Origin of the sequence: Sphingopyxis italica (assembly GCF_011926545.1) — a bacterium.
GTDB classification, from domain to species: domain Bacteria; phylum Pseudomonadota; class Alphaproteobacteria; order Sphingomonadales; family Sphingomonadaceae; genus Sphingopyxis; species Sphingopyxis italica.
This window is the reverse complement of record NZ_JAATIT010000002.1, coordinates 107,595-121,043: the sequence shown is the minus strand read 5'-3', so window position 1 is coordinate 121,043 and position 13,449 is coordinate 107,595. Positions and strand designations below refer to the sequence as shown.

Genomic DNA, 13,449 nt, shown 5'->3' with positions numbered 1-13,449 from the left:
GTAGGTTGTCGGGAAAATTTCAACAAGCGCCGCGCTCCTCGACCGAAGGTGCAGAGGGAAAATCCTCGCTGTCGCTGGGTGCACAAGGAGAACGATTGTGCACGACGTTTACCACTTAAAAACCGTGACGCTGAGACGGGGATGGAGGCGACCACCCTCTGCTCCCAAAGCAGATTATCTAACGATCCAAAAGAAGACCGCTTGAGGTCACGCTCTTTTCAACCTGCCGTTCTGAACAGTCCAAAAATGCGGCCGCACTCTCATGAGCCAACTGAAGTCCGCTTTTTCGGCGAGCGGCGGACTGGGTTGGATGACCGACCTTAGGCGAGAAGTCGGTGCCCATGCCCCCATCTAATGGCCGCTTTCGGGAACGGCGCGAGCTAGGTCGGAACGGCCGACGTGAGGCGCGAAGCCGCCGACGCGTCAAATAACTTCGAGCCGCTGGTTAGTAGAATTCAACATTGTCGCGATGTCACCCCCCGGTGATCGATATCATCCTAGAACTATGTTTAGGGTATGAACTCAACAGCCAACAGCCTCCATAAGCCAAAGTCTACGGCGCACAGCGATGGCGGCACAACCGGCCTCGCGGAAGAGCTGGCTAAATTGATCTCCACCAGCCCAGCCGCTTTGAAATTGATAGCTGCTGCGATGGAGGAAAGACACCTAGACCAGTTCATGGTGACCACACCGTGCCTAAGATGCAACACGAGGGCCAATTCTCTCGAGGTCATATCGACTCCGGCCGAGGTCGACGATCCTCTCGTTTCGCTCAACGTTGTCAAACGCATCGCGGGCATCGGAAAAACTCGGATTTATGCCCTAATCCGCCAGCAAAAATTTCCGAAGCCTTATAAACCGGGAGGGACATCTTCGAGATGGAGTCTTGTGGAGATAAATCGCTGGCGAGATGAGCAGCGGTCACAATGAAATTGTTGGAGCAGCAAAAGATTGAGCTACCGCGGCCTTCCTGGGCCGGTTGCCGCCCATCGAATCGGTCCATCTAGCAGGGTTTCCGCCGGCCAGAAGCCATCGAATAGGATATCGGCCCATTCCTGCGCGAGCTGCCTGCGGCGTGGCCTATAGGCCGCGCGATTGTAAGCATCCTCGGAACCCGAAACCAGCGTACCGGGAGAGTTTCGTTCGCCCAACGCCTGCGGAACGTGAGCCAGCATCAAATCAATAACGGCACGATCGCCATCATTTCCCAGCTCCTTGGCGCGCTCATTCATGATGGTTGAAAAAGCAGCGCGAAACCCATGCGGGACGTGGCGCTGATGATAATCGGCCCGAATGAGGAGCGCCCTCAGTGTGTTCTCCGATATCGGGCGATTAGCCTGCCGTTCGCCAGGAAAGCAAAACAGGAACTTGCCGGTCAGACGCCTGAGCTGATTCAGTACGTCCACGGCCTGCATCGAGAGGGGGACATGATGATCAAAGTCAGAGCTGTCCTTCCTGGCCTTTGTCCCCTTCATTCGCACAGCCGGAATTATCCAGGTCGGCTCATTGCCGCCGAGATCGAAAAACTCGGTCCAGCGTGCACCGATGAGATCCCCGGGCCGCACTGCGGTTAGAGCAAGCAATCGAAGCGCGAGTTTGGTCTGCGCTCGGCAACGCTGCGCTTCGCAATCCAACAACATCTGACGAACGGCAGTGATTCGTCCGGCTTGGTCGGGCTGTTCGTCGACTATCGATGGTTGGTGCTTTGACTCAGGAACAGGCTTCAAGGCTTTTGAAAGCGTGGCGACAGGATCGCTGTCACAAAGGCCAGCGGCGATCCCATACACAAACACCGCTGAAATTCGCTGCCGCAGACGGTGCGCAGTCTCGATCGCGCCGCGGTTTTCGACGTTTCGTAACAGAGCCAGAATTGCTGGCGCCTTCAATTTGGCGATCGGTTCGTCCCCGATCACAGGCAGAACATCGCGTTCCAAGCTCACCCAGACATCGCGTGAGTGAACTGCCGACCAACGAGCGAGGGGGTCGACAGTCCAAATGTCGGCATGGAGATGCGACCATTTGCCTTCGTTCTCCATTGCTGATTCGCGCAGCTTCTGGAGAGACCATCCGCTCTGAAGCTCGAACCAGGCTTCGGTGGCCGCGCGAAAACTATTCTGCCTCTCGAGAGCCTCGGCCCGTTCAACGGCCCTGCGCTCTTCCGTTGGGTCCCTTCCCTGGCTCAGTACTCGCTTGGCTTCATCGCGCTTAGCGCGCGCGTCCAAGAGGCTGACAGCAGGATAAGAACCAAAACTCAGCGTCTTCTGAACAAGCTTTCCCGCGGAATTCCGCCCAAAGGTGTAGTTCATTCGCCAGTGCTTGCCGCCAGATGGCGTAATCAGGAGATAGAGCTGCCTACTATCTCCGAGGCGATAAGCAGATTCGCGCGCCTTCGCCGCTTTGATCTTCCCGTCGTTAAGCACGGCAGTCTCCGATACCATGGATGTCCGAACCGATACCATGGCCTGTACCATGGATTTGCATGGACGCCCGCGAACCGGCGCGAACAAGCCCAATACTGATTGGCCGAAATAACCGCAGAAAATCAACGATGTGTGAACGGGCGCGAACTGGAAAGTTTGCAAAGGTGGCGGAGACGGAGGGATTCGAACCCTCGGTACCGGATTTACCAGTACGACGGTTTAGCAAACCGTTGGTTTCAGCCACTCACCCACGTCTCCGCATGGTCTGCCGCGCTAACGGCAGTCTGGCCTAGGCGGGTCGCTATAGCCATGCGCTTCGCGCCCCGCAACGCCAAAGATTGTGCTTTTTTCGTGCCGCCGCTGTCCTTTCGTCGCCCGAATGATTCGATCCGGCGCAAATTCGACTCGGGTCATCGCCCGTTCATTGCCCGCGCGCCAAAGCGAGTCATGATTAACGCAGGTTTCGCCGTAACGGCGCGGTTCGATTTTTGGGGGTCCAATATGCGGAAGACGTTCACCAGCCTTGCCTTTGCGGCGATGGCATCGCTCGGCCTCGCGCTGACCCCGCTGCCCGCGGCGGCACAGATGCGCGAGATCGACCCCAGCAACATGCAGATCGATTCCGACCTCGACAATCCGGCGCCGCCGCCGGTGACCAGCACGACGACGACGAACCTCTCTTACGACAGCGACCTCGCGACCGGCGATCAGCAGACGAGCGAGGTGCCGGTCGACGGCACTGTGGCGCCGACCAACGCCCCCGCCGACATGACCGCCACCGACGTCGCCGCCGATGATAGCTCGACCTACAAGCAGGACGATCTGATCGGTGCCGCCGAAGGCATCTTCGGCAAGGGTGCGCAGGGCCTGGCGGGGTTGATTGAGGACATCCTCAAGGAGCAGGGCGAGCCCAACGCCTATATCGTCGGGCGCGAAGCCGGCGGGGCACTGGTGTTCGGGGTGCGCTATGGGTCGGGAACGCTCCACCACAAGGTCGAGGGCGAACTTCCCGCTTACTGGACCGGCCCGTCGATCGGTTTCGACGCGGGCGCCAATGCGGCCAACACCTTCATCCTCGTCTATAATCTTTTCGACAGCGAGGACCTCTACAGGCGTTATCCGGCGGGCGAAGGCGCCGCCTATCTGGTCGGCGGCTTCAACGCGAGCTATCTGCGCCGCGACGATGTGGTGCTGATCCCGATCCGCGTCGGGGTCGGCGCGCGGCTCGGCGCGAACATCGGCTATATGAAATTCCGCAAGAAGCAGAATTGGCTGCCCTTCTGACGAACGGCCCGCTTGCCACGGGGGCGAGGCCCGCGCTTCGGCGCGGGCTTTTTTCTTTGCGCGGGATGACTGCCAGCGGCCGGCAGTTGCCTCCCCGACCTCGTCATCCCCGCGAAAGCGGGAACCCAGAGCGCGCGCAGGCTGGCCCATCCCTGGGCTCCCGCTTTCGCGGGAATGACGAAAATGGGGAATAGCCGGTAGCGACCGATTGCGGCCGAAGCGTAATTGCTCTCTCCCCTTCAGGGGAGAGATACGAAGGCTTGCCGGTTTTACCGGCTAGCCGAAGTTGAGAGGGGCATGAGCCGCTTCGGCCCCCTCTCCCAACCATCTCCCCTGAAGGGGAGAGGGCTATGGCAGCTCTCCACCCCAAAACCGACCCACTGGCATCGCGGGCGTTAATCCCCGTCGAAGGCGATCAGCGTTTCGCACGTCAGCCCCGCCGCCGCGAGACGCTGTGACCCGCCGAGATCGGGAAGGTCGATGACGAACAGCGCCGCCGCGACTTCGGCGCCGACGCTCCGCATCAGGGCGGTGGTGGCAAGGATCGTCCCGCCGGTCGCGAGCAGATCGTCGACGAGGATGACGCGGTGCCCCGGCAACACCGCCCCTTCGTGCAGTTCGAGGCGGTCGACGCCATATTCGAGTTCGTAATCGACACCGATCGTGACGCCGGGCAGCTTGCCCGCCTTGCGCACCGGGACCACGCCGAGGCCCATCGCGGTCGCCATCGCGGCGCCGAACAGGAAGCCGCGCGCTTCGACCGCGACGATGAGATCGGGGCGATAGGTCGCGGCGCGCGCGCTCAGCCGGCGCACGCTCTCGCTGAAACCGGCGGCATCGCCGATCAGCGTCGTGATGTCGCGAAACTGGATGCCCGGCTTTGGAAAATCGGGGATCGTGCGGACCAGCGACGCGAGGTCGAGGTCCGGACGGGGCGGAAGGGCGATCATGTGGTCACAATCGCCCTTCCCTTGCCCGTATCGATCAATGCTTCTTGTCGGCCCAGATGTTCCGATACGACAGATAGGTCAGCACCGTGAAGATCAGCAGGAAGAAGAAGACGGCATAGCCGACCTGGATGCGCTTGATCAGCTTCGGCTCGGCGGTCCAGACGAGGAACGCGGTGACGTCCTTGGCCATTTGATCGACCGAAGCCTCGGTGCCGTCTGCATATGTGACCTGACCCTTGGTCAGCGGCGGCGCCATCGCGAGGTTGAGGTTCGCGAAATAGGGGTTGTAGTGCAGCCCCGTGCCCGGCTTCAGCTCCGCGGGAAGATTCTTCGGCGGGTTCTGGAAGCCCGTCAGCAGCGAATAGACATAGTCCTTGCCGCCCTCGCGCGCCTTGGTGATCAGCGAGAGATCGGGCGGCAGCGCATTGTTGTTCGCGGCGCGCGCGGCGACCTCGTTCGCATAGGGCGACGGGAAATAATCCGACGGCATGCCGTCGCGTGTCGCCGGTTCACCCGTGTCGGGGTTGATCGACGGCACCTGGAAACCCTTGGCGAAGGTCTTCACCTGGCCCTCGGTATAGCCGAGATCCTGAATATCGCGGAACGCAACGAGGCTCAGGCTGTGACAGGCCGAGCAGACTTCCCTGTACACCTGCATCCCGCGCTGCAGTTGCGCCTGGTCCCAGTGCGGCAGGACAATGCCGTCGCTGGCCAGCTTCAGATGCTTGGGATGCTTGTGAAACTCGTGCGCGGCATTGGCTTCATTGCTGAGCGGTGTCGTGAGGATCGCGAGCACCAGCGCGGTAATGAAACCGAGACCGACGAGAAAACCGAGCGGACGAACCATGGCTGTATCAGCTCCTATTAAAGTCCGGCGCTCAGGCCGTTGCCGAAGCCGACGGCGCGTCGGTGGCGTGTTTGGCGAGGACCGCTTCGGTGATCGAATTCGGCATCGGAAGCGGGCGTTCGATCCGCGACACGATCGGCAGGATCACCAGGAAGTGCGCGAAATAATAGATCGCACCGATCTGGCTGAGGATCACCCACGGCTGCTCCGCGGGTTGCATGCCGCACCAGCCGAGGAGCAGCACGTCGATGACGAGGATCCAGAAGAAGATGCGGTACAGCGGACGATAGTTCGACGATTTGACCGGCGAGCTGTCGAGCCAGGGCAGGAAAAACAGCAGCGCGATCGATGCGAACATCGCGATGACGCCCCACAGCTTCGCGTCGATCCACAGGAAGTTGAAGGTGAACGCCTTCAGGATCGCGTAGAAGGGCAGGAAATACCATTCGGGAACGATATGCGCCGGGGTCGAGAGCGAGTTCGCCGGGATATAGTTATCGGCGTGGCCGAGCATATTCGGGCTGAAGAAGGTCAGCGCGACGAAGATCAGCAGGAAGACGCCGACGCCGAAGCCGTCCTTCGCGGTGTAATAGGGGTGGAACGGGACGGTGTCCTGTTCGCCCTTCACCTCGATGCCCGTCGGGTTCGACGAACCCGGAATGTGCAGCGCCCAGATGTGCAGGATGATGACACCCAGGATCACGAACGGCAGCAGATAGTGCAGCGAGAAGAAACGGTTGAGCGTGGCATTGTCGGGGACGAAGCCGCCGAGCAGCCACTGGCGCACCGGTTCGCCCACCAGCGGGATCGCCGAGAAGAAGCCGGTGATCACCTGCGCGCCCCAGAAGCTCATCTGACCCCACGGCAGGACATAGCCCATGAAGGCGGTCGCCATCATCAGCAGGAAGATCACGACGCCGAGCAGCCACACCATTTCGCGCGGCGCCTTGTACGAACCGTAATAAAGGCCGCGGAAGATGTGGAGATAGACGACGATGAAGAACATGCTCGCGCCGTTCATATGCGCGTAGCGGATGAACCAGCCGGCGTTCACGTCGCGCATGATATGCTCGACCGAGTTGAACGCGACGCTTGCGTTCGCGGCATAGTGCATCGCCAGAACGATACCCGTGATGATCTGGATCATCAGCGCGGCGCCGGCGAGAACGCCGAAGTTCCAGAAATAATTGAGGTTGCGCGGGACCGGATAGCCGGGGCCCGTGGCATTATAGACGAGGCGCGGAATCGGCAGCTTCTCGTCCATCCACTTCATCAGCGGATGCGTCGGTTCATAGGGTTTGGCCCAGGGAAAGCTCATCTTATCTCGCTCCTCAGCCGATCGTCACGACGGTGTCGCTGGTGAAATCATAGGGCGGCACGACCAGATTCTTGGGTGCCGGGCCCTTACGGATGCGCGCCGCGGTGTCATAGTGCGAACCGTGGCACGGGCAGAAATAACCGCCGAAATCGCCCTTGTTCTCGCCTTCCGCGGCACCGAGCGGCACGCAGCCGAGGTGGGTGCAGACGCCCAGCGTGATCAGCCAGTTTTCCTTGCCGGGCTTGGTGCGCTGGTCGATCGTTTCGGGGTCGCGCAGGTCGCCGAGCGGAACGGCCTTGGCCTCGGCGATTTCCTTGGCAACGAGATTGCGCACGAACACGGGCTGCTTGCGCCAGCTGGTCTTGATCGCCTGTCCCGGCTGGATCGCCGAAATGTCGATTTCGGTCGTCGACAGCGCGAGCACGTCGGCCGACGGGTTCATCTGGTTGAGCAGCGGCAGCACCACCGCGACCGAACCGACACCAGCGAAACTCACTGCCGCAATATTGATGAAATCCCGGCGGCGTACGCCATCCTCGATACCGGCGTTGAGTTCAGATTCACTGGCCATTCGACTGCCCTTGCATGGGTGAACTAACAAAGTTCTCGAAGTAATGGCCGCCCCTGTTGCACGCGCACGAAAGCGCACAACCCGGCGGCCCCTCCGGGAATTGCGGGCCTGATAGCCGCACTGTCCGGGCTTGCCAACAGGCAATTTCCCCTTCCGTCGCCGGCTCGCCCCCATGCAGCCAAGCCTCTCGATTCGCGGCGCCTTCGCCGTTATGGCGGCACCATGGAAATCGCCCTGTTTCAGCCCGACATCGCCGGCAATGTCGGCACGATCCTGCGCACCGCCGCCTGTTTCGGCGCGCCGGCGCATATCATCGAACCCTGCGGTTTTCCGTTCGGCGACGCCGCGCTCAAGCGGGCTGGCATGGATTATGCCGTGCGCGCCAACGTCCGGCGGCACCCGGGATGGGACGCGTTCCGGCAATGGTCCGTGATCGGCGGGCAGCGCGTCGTCCTGCTGACGACCGCGGGCGCGACGCCGCTTCCCGATTTCGAGTTCGGCGCGGGCGACGTCCTGCTTTTCGGGTCGGAGAGCGCCGGCGTGCCGCACCATGTTCACGATGCCGTCGCCGCGCGGGTCGCGATTCCGATGCAGCCCGGCTTTCGATCCTTGAATGTCGCGGTCGCGGCTGGCATCGCGCTCGCCGAGGCGCTCAGGCAAACGAAAGGCTTTCCCGCATGATCTCGCTCGACCCGCAGCAACAGACGGCGCGCACCTGGTTCGAATCGCTTCGCGACCGCATCTGCGCCGAGTTCGAGGCGATTGAGGCCGAGGCGGGCAGCGACGCGCGCTTTTCCTATACGCCGTGGGATCGCGAGGCCGAGGAGCTGGCGCCCGGCGACGGCGGCGGCGGCGTGCGCGGCGTGATGACCGGCCGGGTCTTCGAAAAGGTCGGCGTCAATGTCTCGACCGTAGCCGGCCAGTTCGCGCCCGACTTCGCCGCGTCCATCCACGGCGCGGGCGAGGACCCGAACTTCTTTGCCACCGGAATCAGCCTCGTCGCGCATATGGCGAACCCGCATGTTCCCGCGGTGCATATGAACACGCGTTTCCTCGCGACGACCAAGCGTTGGTTCGGCGGCGGCGCCGATCTCAACCCGCCGATCCCTTACCAGGAGGACACCGACGCCTTTCACGCGCGGCTGCGCGCCGCCTGCGCGCCCTTTGGCCCCGAGGTCTATGAACGTTATGCCAAATGGGCCGAGGATTATTTCTATATCCCGCACCGCGGCGTCCACCGCGGTGTCGGAGGAATCTTTTACGACCATCTCGAGTGCGGCGACGACGCCGAATATGACCGCAATTTCCAGCTGACGCAGGCGGTCGGCGAGGCGTTCCTCGACATCTTCCCTGAGATCGTGCGCCGCCGCATGGGTCTGCCCTTCACCGACGCCGAACGCGAGGAACAACTGATCTGGCGCGGCCGTTATGCCGAGTTCAACCTCGTCTACGATCGCGGGACATTGTTCGGGCTCAAGACCGGCGGCAATATCGACGCCATCCTGATGAGCCTGCCGCCGCTCGCCAAATGGGCCTGACGCGAAAAGGGCGCCCCGTTTCCGGAGCGCCCTTCTCTCCTGTAGCGACGCAGGATCAGGCGAAAACGTCGCCCGACGCGCGCGGTGCGATGGCGCGATAGACGCCGACGGGCACCGAGAAGGAGATCATGATGATCGGCAGATAGACGAGCGCCGCCATCACGATCATCGTCAGCATCGCGCCGACGACCGATCCACCCGCGATCGCGCCGAGAATGCCGCCGAAGATCATCCCCGCGACCAGCGCATAGACGAACACGCCGATCGTGAAGAGCAGGTAGAAGCCGACGATCACCCATTGCGAAGGACCGGTGAGCCGCCACGATTCGCCGAGACCCGTCACCGGATTGCGCGTCAGGCGTTCGGCCATCACCGGTCCGGCGACTATGAAGCGCCCCTGCACCCACAGCAGAAAGACGATCATCGCGACATAGAGGATGATCATCAGCAAGATCGCCCCGCCGCCGATCGCGCCGGCACCGCCCGATTCGAACGCCGCCGGGGACAATCCGCCCATTCCGCCGAGGGCCGCGCCGAAGATCAGCGTCATAATGAACATGACGATGAAGATGACGATATAGGCGGCGATCATAATGACCATCATGCCAAAGGCGAGCGCCGGCCCGGCCTGGAACGCCCAGGCAAAATTGGGCGCTTCGCCGGGATACATGCCGCCGCGCCAGATCAGCATCGACACGCCATAGAAAATGACCGCGGCGATCAGCGCGAACAGCATGATCTTGCCGAAAGCCCCCATGATCAGCGACGGGTCGTTGGGCGCCATCGCCATCGCCGAAAAGGTCGATCCGAGGAACAAATAGCCGAGCAGCCCGACGACGACGAGCGCGCCGCCCACCCACATCAGCATTTGCATCCAATTGGCCTTCAGAAACGCGAAGGTTTCGGAAAAAGCCGCCCCGATACTCATTTTCATCATGTCACTTCCCCCTGTTGCTGAATGTCACTCCATTGCAATCGACCCCAACATTGTTTTTATCTTACTGGAACACCTCGCCCGAGGTGCGCACGGCGAGTTGGCGATAAATAGCCGCCAGAACCGCGGTGTTGAGCAGGCCAAAAGCCGCCGATACCGCCGAATTGATCACGCTCCCGATCACATAGCCGAACGAACCATGCGGACCGAAAATGCCGGTCACGGCGCCGACGATCATCGTGATGACGAGCAGCGCGATCATAAACAGGATCACGAACAAGGCGATCCGCCACCCGTTACCGCTGGTCAATTGCCAACTGCCCGTCAACGCGGCGAACGGATTTTTCAGATTCCGGTCGGTCAGAAGCGGATAAACCGCCGCGAACCGTCCGATCAAATAGAGCGCGGGAATGATCAGCAGCAGCGCAGCGATCCCGAACAGGACGGATTGAACCACAAACAAAATGATCATGGTCGGGATCATGACGAATGCGAAGCCGAGCGCTTCGCCGACGCTCGTCCCCGATCGCGCGAGCCACAAGCGCAGGATCGCGATCGATCCGAGCGTCGAGGCGATCATCACCGCGCCAAGCCAGGGCAGTTGCTGCCGCATCTGCTCCCACAATAATGTGCTGATCTGGTCGGGCGTGGCGTTGTCGGGCGGCACCAGCGGTGCGGGCCCCAGAAGCGCGGCGGCTATTCCGGGCAGGAAAAAGAAGAGGCCTGCGAGAACGCCGGTCAGGGGCAGATGCGCCCGCACCAACGTCATCGCATCGTCCCACGCCGCACCCATGTCGAATTTTACCATTGATACCCCGTCATTTTCTGGTTCCCCGTTACGGGCGAAGGTGACGATGTTCGGCGCATCTGTCCAGCCCCGTCGCCCATGCGCGCCGGGGGGCCTTGCGCCGAAGGCCGCGGCGGGCCAGATAGCCGGCACGATGCCCCGCCTTCCCCCGCCCGATTGGACGATCAGCCCCGGCCTGACCGACTATGATACGGCGCTCGCCGACATGGAGGCGCGCGCCGCCGCGATCCACGCCGGAGCAGCTGGCGAGCGCATCTGGCTGATCGAGCATCCGCCGCTTTATACCGCAGGGACGAGCGCCGATCCCGCCGAGCTGCTCAACCCGCAATTCCCGGTTTACGACGCGGGGCGCGGCGGGCGCTATACCTATCACGGGCCGGGCCAGCGCGTCGGCTATGTCCAGCTCGACCTGACGCGGCGCGGGCGCGACGTGCGCGCCTATGTCGCGGCGCTCGAAGGCTGGGTGATCGACGCGCTCGCGCTTCTGGGTGTCGAGGCACGGCGGGCGGAGGGGCGGATTGGCATCTGGACCGACGATGCGCAGGGCCGCGAGGCCAAGATCGGCGCGATCGGCGTGCGCGTGAAACGCTGGGCGACGATGCACGGCTTTTCGCTCAACGTCGCGCCTGATCTGGCGCATTTCGGCGGTATCGTGCCATGCGGCATTGCGGAGTTCCCGGTAACCAGCCTCGCCGCGCTCGGCAAGGCGGCGAGCTTCGCCGAGGTCGACGCGGCGCTAGCCCGGACGCTTGCCGCCTTTCTCGACAAGCTTCGGCCGACGGACTAGGAACCCCTGCCATGACCCGCATCATTCTCGCCTCGCTCCCCCTCCTCGCTCTCGCTGCCTGCGGCGGCGGGGACAGCAAGGGCAAATCGACCACCACGCTCGACGCGGTCGAGGTCCAGCCCGGATCGGTGAGCGATTCGATGATCATCCTCGACAATGCGGCGAGCGACGGCACCGCGGTCGACAACAGCGTGCCCGAGGACGAAACGAAGAAGGACGCGCCGAAGGCCGAAGAGGCGAGCGATGAAGTCGCGAGCGAAAGCGACGCCGATGACGACCCCGAAGCGGTCGACATGCCGGTCGCGAAAAAGGCGATTGCCGACGATAGTGCGGCAAAAAAGGCCGAATAACGCCTGATGCTTGATCGACTTTGATTGAAAAGGCTGTGCGCTCCCGCGAAGGCGGGAGCCCATCTCCGGTCCGCGCGAGTTTGAACCGGCAGGAGATGGGTCCCCGCCTTCGCGGGGACACGGGGACTTCAATCAAGGATGAGCAGCCCTAACGCAGCCCCAGATGCTTGTGCGTCTGGAGCGACAGGCGCCAGCGCGGATCGTCCATCACCAGATCGATGCACGCCTGCACATTGGCACTCGCGTTCGGATCGTCGAGCGGCTGGACGAGCAGATGTTTGAAGTCGAGCGCCGCGAGCCGCGCGACGTCGCTGCCGGGCTGCGGCCAGACGAGCTTCAATTCGTCGCCGCTCGTCTGCACCAGTTCGCTCCCCGCCTTCGGGCTGACGCAGATCCAGTCGATGCTGCGCGGGATCGGAAGCGTGCCGTTGCTTTCGATCGCGATGGTGAAGCCGCGGTCGTGCAGCGCCCCCACCAGCGCGTCGTCGACCTGCAGCATCGGCTCGCCGCCGGTGAGCACGACATAGCGGTCGTCGCTTCCCTCGCCCCAGCTTTGGGCGATGACGTCGGCGAGCGCCGCGGCCGATTTATACTTGCCGCCCAAGGTCCCGTCGGTGCCGACGAAATCGGTATCGCAGAATTGGCAGACCGCCTTGGCGCGATCCTTTTCGCGCCCCGTCCACAAATTGCAGCCGGCAAAGCGGCAGAACACCGCGCGGCGGCCCGTCTGCGCGCCCTCGCCCTGCAGGGTGAGGAAAATCTCTTTGACCGCGTAGACCATCGCGTCAGGCGTAGCGCGTCGGGTCGGCGAGTCCCGCGTCGGCGAAGCCCTTCGACCGGAGGCGGCAGCTGTCGCACGACCCGCAGTGCAGCCCTTCGGGCGTCGGGTCGTAGCACGACCAGCTCATCCCCGCGTCCATGCCGAGCCGCGCCGCTTCGGCGGCGATATCGGCCTTGGTCATATGCTGGAGCGGCGCGTGGATGCGGAACTCGACGCCCTGGTCGCCATCGCGCGTAGCGAGCGCCGCGAGCTTTTCGAAGCCCTGGATGAATTCGGGGCGGCAGTCGGGATAGCCCGAATAGTCGAGCGCATTGACCCCGATGACGATGTCCTGCGCCGCCCGTGCCTCGGCGAGCCCGAGCGTCAGCGACAGGAAAATGAGATTGCGCGCGGGGACATAGGTGATCGGCACATCGGCGCCCCCCTCCACTTCGGGAACGCCGTCCTTGGGCACGTCGATGTCGGCGGTGAGCGCCGAACCGCCGAAACGGCGCAGGTCGAGCGGCAACACGATATGTTCGGCGGCGCCGACATAGTCCGCGATGCGCGACGCCGATTCCAGCTCGACGCGATGGCGCTGATTATAATCGATCGTCAGCGCGACGATGCGCGCGCCCGCTTCGCGCGCGAGGCCCGCGCACACCATCGAGTCGAGCCCGCCCGACAGAAGGACGATCACGGTTTTTCCGGAAACTTGCTGCATCGGCGCCAGATAGGCCCGCTCCGCTGGGGGCGCAAGTGCTGCGGCGCACCAAAAGAAACGGGCCGCGAGGCGGTCGCCGCACGGCCCAGTTCGGCATGACAGCCGTTAGGGAGAAGACATACGAAGCATGTCTTGTCCCCCGTCTAGCTCCCAATGGT

At 62.8% G+C, this 13,449-nt stretch carries 15 protein-coding genes and 1 tRNA gene; 6 read left to right on the top strand and 10 right to left on the bottom strand.

The window, feature by feature from the left end; genetic code table 11:
• The first annotated feature begins 516 nt into the window (after positions 1-516).
• The gene (locus GGR90_RS19690) at positions 517-930 is read left to right on the top strand and encodes a helix-turn-helix transcriptional regulator (RefSeq protein WP_342449916.1); all 414 of its coding nucleotides are present in this window, start codon (positions 517-519) and stop codon (positions 928-930) included.
• Positions 931-956: 26 nt separating this feature from the next.
• On the opposite strand, the gene GGR90_RS08200 is transcribed toward GGR90_RS19690, so the two are convergent.
• Both GGR90_RS08200 and GGR90_RS08195 read right to left on the bottom strand, forming a co-directional pair.
• The gene (locus tag GGR90_RS08200) at positions 957-2,471 is read right to left on the bottom strand and encodes a tyrosine-type recombinase/integrase (protein ID WP_245198538.1); all 1,515 of its coding nucleotides are present in this window, start codon (positions 2,469-2,471) and stop codon (positions 957-959) included.
• A 114-nt stretch (positions 2,472-2,585) separates the two neighbouring features.
• A tRNA-Ser gene (locus GGR90_RS08195) sits at positions 2,586-2,678 on the bottom strand.
• A 243-nt stretch (positions 2,679-2,921) separates the two neighbouring features.
• Here GGR90_RS08195 and GGR90_RS08190 point away from each other — a divergent pair.
• Positions 2,922-3,704, top strand: a complete 783-nt coding sequence (locus tag GGR90_RS08190; RefSeq protein ID WP_167920967.1) for a DUF1134 domain-containing protein — start codon at positions 2,922-2,924, stop codon at positions 3,702-3,704.
• Between the two features lie 395 nt (positions 3,705-4,099).
• Here GGR90_RS08190 and GGR90_RS08185 read toward each other — a convergent pair whose 3' ends face one another.
• Genes GGR90_RS08185 through petA form a run of 4 tightly spaced genes read right to left on the bottom strand, consistent with a single transcriptional unit; the run spans position 4,100 to position 7,390 of the window.
• Entirely contained in the window at positions 4,100-4,654 is a 555-nt protein-coding gene (locus GGR90_RS08185) for an adenine phosphoribosyltransferase (protein ID WP_167920966.1), read from the bottom strand.
• Between the two features lie 34 nt (positions 4,655-4,688).
• Positions 4,689-5,501 (bottom strand): cytochrome c1, encoded by an 813-nt coding sequence (locus GGR90_RS08180; protein WP_167920965.1) that lies wholly within the window; start codon positions 5,499-5,501, stop codon positions 4,689-4,691.
• A 31-nt stretch (positions 5,502-5,532) separates the two neighbouring features.
• On the bottom strand, positions 5,533-6,819 hold the full coding sequence (locus GGR90_RS08175; protein ID WP_167920964.1) for a cytochrome b: 1,287 nt from the start codon (positions 6,817-6,819) through the stop codon (positions 5,533-5,535).
• A gap of 13 nt (positions 6,820-6,832) precedes the next feature.
• Positions 6,833-7,390, bottom strand: coding sequence for a ubiquinol-cytochrome c reductase iron-sulfur subunit (gene petA, locus GGR90_RS08170; protein WP_167920963.1), 558 nt, complete (start codon positions 7,388-7,390; stop codon positions 6,833-6,835).
• A gap of 222 nt (positions 7,391-7,612) precedes the next feature.
• Between petA and GGR90_RS08165 the strand changes: the two genes are divergently transcribed.
• Entirely contained in the window at positions 7,613-8,071 is a 459-nt protein-coding gene (locus tag GGR90_RS08165) for a tRNA (cytidine(34)-2'-O)-methyltransferase (RefSeq protein WP_167920962.1), read from the top strand.
• Entirely contained in the window at positions 8,068-8,928 is an 861-nt protein-coding gene (hemF, locus tag GGR90_RS08160; RefSeq protein WP_167920961.1) for an oxygen-dependent coproporphyrinogen oxidase, read from the top strand. The genes GGR90_RS08165 and hemF overlap by 4 nt, the downstream gene beginning before the upstream one ends.
• A gap of 55 nt (positions 8,929-8,983) precedes the next feature.
• Here the strand turns inward: hemF and GGR90_RS08155 are convergent, their stop codons facing one another.
• Positions 8,984-9,865, bottom strand: coding sequence for a hypothetical protein (locus GGR90_RS08155; protein WP_167920960.1), 882 nt, complete (start codon positions 9,863-9,865; stop codon positions 8,984-8,986).
• Positions 9,866-9,926: 61 nt separating this feature from the next.
• The gene (locus GGR90_RS08150; protein WP_167920959.1) at positions 9,927-10,670 is read right to left on the bottom strand and encodes a hypothetical protein; all 744 of its coding nucleotides are present in this window, start codon (positions 10,668-10,670) and stop codon (positions 9,927-9,929) included.
• A gap of 133 nt (positions 10,671-10,803) precedes the next feature.
• Between GGR90_RS08150 and lipB the strand changes: the two genes are divergently transcribed.
• Positions 10,804-11,457 (top strand): lipoyl(octanoyl) transferase LipB, encoded by a 654-nt coding sequence (gene lipB, locus GGR90_RS08145; RefSeq protein ID WP_167920958.1) that lies wholly within the window; start codon positions 10,804-10,806, stop codon positions 11,455-11,457.
• An 11-nt stretch (positions 11,458-11,468) separates the two neighbouring features.
• Positions 11,469-11,807 (top strand): hypothetical protein, encoded by a 339-nt coding sequence (locus GGR90_RS08140; RefSeq protein WP_167920957.1) that lies wholly within the window; start codon positions 11,469-11,471, stop codon positions 11,805-11,807.
• Positions 11,808-11,955: 148 nt separating this feature from the next.
• On the opposite strand, the gene queE is transcribed toward GGR90_RS08140, so the two are convergent.
• A complete protein-coding gene (gene queE / locus GGR90_RS08135) occupies positions 11,956-12,588 on the bottom strand; it encodes a 7-carboxy-7-deazaguanine synthase (protein WP_167920956.1) in 633 nt (210 codons plus the stop codon).
• Positions 12,589-12,592: 4 nt separating this feature from the next.
• Positions 12,593-13,291 carry a 7-cyano-7-deazaguanine synthase QueC gene (gene queC / locus GGR90_RS08130; protein WP_167920955.1) on the bottom strand — a complete coding sequence of 233 codons (699 nt, stop codon included), beginning with the start codon at positions 13,289-13,291 and terminating at the stop codon, positions 12,593-12,595.
• Between the last annotated feature and the right edge of the window lie 158 nt (positions 13,292-13,449).